The organism is Paenibacillus cremeus, assembly GCF_007786445.1.
GTDB classification, from domain to species: domain Bacteria; phylum Bacillota; class Bacilli; order Paenibacillales; family NBRC-103111; genus Paenibacillus_G; species Paenibacillus_G cremeus.
The window spans coordinates 1-4,701 of sequence record NZ_VNJI01000103.1; the positions used below are offsets into that span (position 1 = coordinate 1).

3 protein-coding genes are annotated in these 4,701 nt (G+C 49.8%); all 3 read right to left on the reverse strand.

What is annotated here, in order from left to right; genetic code table 11:
- Positions 1 to 291: 291 nt before the first annotated feature.
- The 3 genes from FPZ49_RS34735 to FPZ49_RS34745 are packed head-to-tail and all read right to left on the reverse strand — an operon-like array spanning position 292 to position 4,289.
- Positions 292 to 2,403 (reverse strand): hypothetical protein, encoded by a 2,112-nt coding sequence (locus tag FPZ49_RS34735; protein WP_144855292.1) that lies wholly within the window; start codon positions 2,401 to 2,403, stop codon positions 292 to 294.
- 23 nt (positions 2,404 to 2,426) lie between these two features.
- A complete protein-coding gene (locus FPZ49_RS34740; protein ID WP_144855294.1) occupies positions 2,427 to 3,308 on the reverse strand; it encodes a carbohydrate ABC transporter permease in 882 nt (293 codons plus the stop codon).
- Positions 3,309 to 3,332: 24 nt separating this feature from the next.
- Positions 3,333 to 4,289, reverse strand: a complete 957-nt coding sequence (locus FPZ49_RS34745; protein ID WP_261381766.1) for an ABC transporter permease — start codon at positions 4,287 to 4,289, stop codon at positions 3,333 to 3,335.
- Positions 4,290 to 4,701 lie beyond the last annotated feature (412 nt).

Sequence of the window (4,701 nt, forward strand, 5' to 3'; positions counted from 1 at the left end):
AAGATGTCATAACCTCACACAGACCTACAAGAAGGGCATTCGGAACGCCACCGAACATTGCCTTTTTTCCGCATTGGCTTTAAACATAAAACGTATGATAAGAGCGGTATAAGGGGGAAGTTAACCACTGCAAATCGCAACAATTCAAGAGAAAATATGCCAAAAACTGAAGTATGGCTAGGGAACTTACTCCCTAGCCATACTTTGTCAACAGTCCCATTTATGCGGCTTTTAAAGAAATAAAGATCTTGTCACCCGAGACTTCCCCTATTACTGTCGGGTGCACCTTTGCTAAACTCGAGACCCGGCTGAAGATTGCGATTCGACGAACGCAATATCATCCTGAACCATAGGACGCATCCGCTCCCACGAGAACGGAGTAGCGCCAAGATGAAGCAAAGGCTGCTCATGGTAATGCGACTGCGTCACCCGGATCAGATTGTCCCAATGTCCCGCAGCGTGGGGAGCTTTGAGCCAAGACAAAGCCTTTCTTCGCTCTGACTCGTCCCCTGTACGAAGAAATCGCTCATAGCTTACGCCGGCCCGAAGTTTATCGGCAAAATACAGACTCAGGTGCGCCCACGCTTCAATATCACACAGCTCGCACTCCAGCGTCGGCGACTTAATCGACAGGCCGGTGATCAGAGATAATCCTCGCTGCGCATCGGCTTCGAGACGCTCCGCCAGTTGAACCGGCGTTGTATACCCTTCCAAGGATTCGCCTTGCAGCACCCGGTTCATATAATTCCGGATAGATAAGTAAGACGGATCAAACGTTTCCCTGCCGAGCATATCTTGCAGCGAAATAAAAGCTTGACCGTTGTTGAATTCATCCTCGCCTGTTGACAGGAAGCCTTCCGCGTACAACGTAAAGTCCCACGTAAATTTGTAGAAGGACGCCAGCGCCATCGGCATTTTACAGACGGCGGAATAGGCTTTAAGCAGCTGATTTCCGGTGGGCGAACCGTACCTCCGGTCAAGCTCGTTCTCAAACACGCGGTCCGGCGTACTTGGATCGTAGAGCAGTCTGCCCCACAGCATGTAATAGAGCCAATGCTTCTCAAAGGCGTAGGTCCAACTGACGTGTGGGCTTCCTTCCCGGTGGGAATAATCCTTGCCCGGAATAAAGCATTCCGAGCCCACGAAATAGCCCCCTACATATTCTTGACCGTTCTCAGCGATATGCTCGCGGATAAAATCGGGCTGTGCCCACCGGAGCGTGAAGAAATCCTCATTCCGTACCATCCAGGTGATTTTGTAATTCCGCGGAGGCGGGTTCCAATAGCCCTCCATCCCGTTCGAGCCTCCATGCGTAAGCAGCAGCTTCGGCGAGGAATAAGCATGGGACCAGTTAAATTTAACTTCGACCCATACCGGCCCTTCAAAGACGTCGCTGCTTTCGATCGCGTCGCGGGTGACCGAAGGATCCACGGAAAATGGAGCGCGATGAATGAATTTTACAGGGCGGTCGGCCTCTCGGATGCCTTCAAAATAAACCTCTTTGATCCACTCCTGCCGGTCCTCGGGAGTCATGTCGTTCATTCGTTCGCCCAAAGAAATGCCGAAGCCGGTCAAATCAGGATATTCATTAATAAGCTGCGTGATCGATTCGCGGGTATATTGCTTAATTTGCTCCGTCGAGTACGAATCTCCGTAATGATAGAAGGTATCGTCGCTGATGGCCTCCCCGTCGTAATGCTCACGGAAAGACTCCGAGACGAAAATGTTCCAGTTGACCAAATAGGTCTCGATCCCTCGATCCTTAGCCATTCGGAAAAGGGCCGTCCAATAACGCTTCCATTCGGCAAGCTCTTCGTCGCTAAAAGGAGTTGCCAGCGGAAAGTTAGCCGTTCTGAACATATAAGGAAACGGATGCAAGTTCCACAAGGTTAAAGCATTGTAGCGGTTCTCCGCCATTCGATCGAGAAAACGCTGCCAGAACCCTAAATCACGAATCGTCTCGATCTGCAGCCGAAAGCTCTCGTTTCTACGGTAAGTCGACCACGGCAGATTAAACTTGATCGCCCGAAACGGAAACCGGGCGTTCATAACGCATTCCTGCACCTCGGAAAGTGAGCCGCAGCCGCGAAGCCGCTCAGCTAGCTCCAATGTGCCGTACATCGCTCCAGCCTCGTCCAACGCTGCTACCACGAGGAGCGGCCTGCCCTCACGCTGGGCAGAAATGATCCGAAAGCCCTCCGGCTGCAGCTCCCCGGACAGCTCCCCGAACAGCTTAGCGGCTTCCAGGCCGCTTTCCTCAATCCAGATGCCTCCTGCGGTAAGCAGCTGCTCCTTACCAACCATTTCCGCATTTTCCCCGATCTCCCGGAGCGCCTCCACCAACCGTTCCACCGCAAAAACGATTTGCGGTGAATCCTCCCGATACGTTATTCCAACAGTCATCCCTTATTCCCCCCGTCAGATTATTATCCTTTCACAGAGCCTAACATAACCCCTTTGGCAAAATGCTTTTGCAGAAACGGATAAACCACTAGAATCGGAGCCATGGCCAGCATAATTGCAGCCATCCGAATGGTCTCCTGCGGCACAACCCTGTCGTCCCCGCCCGCTCCCGCCTGACCCACCCCGTTGGAATCGGAGTCGATGACGAGCGTTTTAATCAGTACCTGAAGTGTCCACTTCTTTGAATCGGACAGATAGATCAATGCATTGAAGTAAGTATTCCAGTGCGACACGGCAAAGAACAACGTAAAAGCGGCGATTGCCGGCATGGATAAAGGAATGACGATGCGGAGGAACACCCCAAGCTCCGAGCAGCCATCGATCCGGGCTGAGTCCTCCAGCTCCGAAGGAAGTGATTCCAGAAAGCTTTTAATAACGATCAAGCTCCATGCACTCGTTAAGCTCGGCCAAATCAACGACCAATACGAATTTAACAAACCAAGCTGCTTGATCAGAATATAGCTCGGCAGGATACCGGCATTAAAAACAAGAGTAAATACGACCGCTCCCAGCATGATAGATCTACCTGGCAGCACTTTCTTCGTCAGGACGTAGGCGAACGTAAACGAGACGACAATATTCATCAAGGTGCCGATGATCGTGATGAATAACGTGGATTTTAACGCATTTAGAAAGCTGTTCGTCGAAAGAATATATTTGTACGCGCTGAGGGACCACTTCTCCGGGAACAAATAAAATTTCAACGGAATATACGCTTTGGGATCGGTGAAAGATACACTGAACACATACAGGAATGGGAACAAGCAGATTAACGAGATGATCGCAAGCAGTGCGTAATTAACATAATCGAAGCGTGTAACTTTCTTGGTGCCAACAAAACTCATGGATCCGTCCTCCTCAATCCTAAATTAATAAATACCTTCGTGCCCCATCTTTTTCACCACATAGTTGGAGACCAGCACAAGCACCAGCCCGACGACCCCCTTAAACATGCCCACGGTGACGCCGATGCTGATTTGGCCCCGCAAAATCCCGATGGAGTAAGCATAAGTGTCAAACACCTCCGCCACCGAGGTCACCAGTGGATTCATCATTAGCAGCACCTGCTCGAAGCCGACATCTGCCATATGTCCCAAACGGAGAATCAGCAAAATGATAATAGTCGGCCGAATAGCCGGAAGTGTAATATGCCAGATTTGCTTCCAACGCGTGGCCCCGTCTACGACGGCCGCTTCATAACGTTGGGGATCGACGCCGGCCATTGCCGCCAAAAAGATGATCGTCCCCCATCCGGCTTCCTTCCACATATTTTGCGCTGTGATGAGTGCCCAGAAGTAATTCGGGTTGGAAAGAAACGAGATCGGCTCGTGACCGGCTTCCATGATCAGCTTGTTTACGATACCAACATCAGTTGAAAATATAAAAAACGTCAAGCTGGTCACCACAACCCAGGATAAAAAATGAGGCAAATAAACGATGGATTGATTAAATCGTTTGAACACTTCGTGCCTGACCTCGTTGAGCATTAAGGCGAGCGCAATGGGAACGGGAAACATAAACACAAGGCCGAACAGGTTGATGGCGAACGTGTTCCTCAACATAATGTAGAAGGACGGATCCGCGAACAGCTCTTTAAAATGCTTGAGTCCGACCCACTGGCTGCCATCGATGCCCGCATACGGATTGTAATCCTGAAAAGCGATCGCCAGTCCCCACATAGGAACAAACTTGAACAAAATGAAATATGCGATTCCGGGTACTGCCAGTAAATATAGGAACTTATACCTGACCATCGTCGTCCACAAACGCGGCCGTACCTGCGCTACAGCCCGTTTTCGGTTAACCTTAACTACTGCGGTTTGCATGAAAACACACCTCTCCATATGAAGTAAAGCAGCCCGATGAGAATCGGTGCATTCTTACATCGTAAGAATAACAAGGTGCATGAAGGCAGGACAGCGACAAGTCTTGCAATACCACCGCTTATCCGTGCGAAGTGCAAGATTTGTCCTTGGCTTCAACATTTGTCCTTTCTGCAAAAAAAAACTACGGAAGTCCAATTAACTAACAGGATATTCCAATGCCTCTGTCGAAATAGTTAACAGCTATTTTGACGGAGGTTTTCTTATGCCCTTGCCCAAAAATCGAATTGTTCCTGAGAAAAAAATCTACTATCGTGCGGAAATCGAAAATTGTCCAGATTGCGGACGAAAGCTGAAACGCCATCACACTGCATGGAAGAAAAATGTTGCTACGCTTCAAGGTGTCATTCAGGTC

Coding starts and splice junctions, on each gene's coding strand:
- FPZ49_RS34745 (WP_261381766.1), bottom strand. CDS start 4,289: ATGCAAACCGCAGTAGTTAAGGTTAACCGAAAACGGGCTGTAGCGCAG.
- FPZ49_RS34735 (WP_144855292.1), bottom strand. CDS start 2,403: ATGACTGTTGGAATAACGTATCGGGAGGATTCACCGCAAATCGTTTTT.
- FPZ49_RS34740 (WP_144855294.1), bottom strand. CDS start 3,308: ATGAGTTTTGTTGGCACCAAGAAAGTTACACGCTTCGATTATGTTAAT.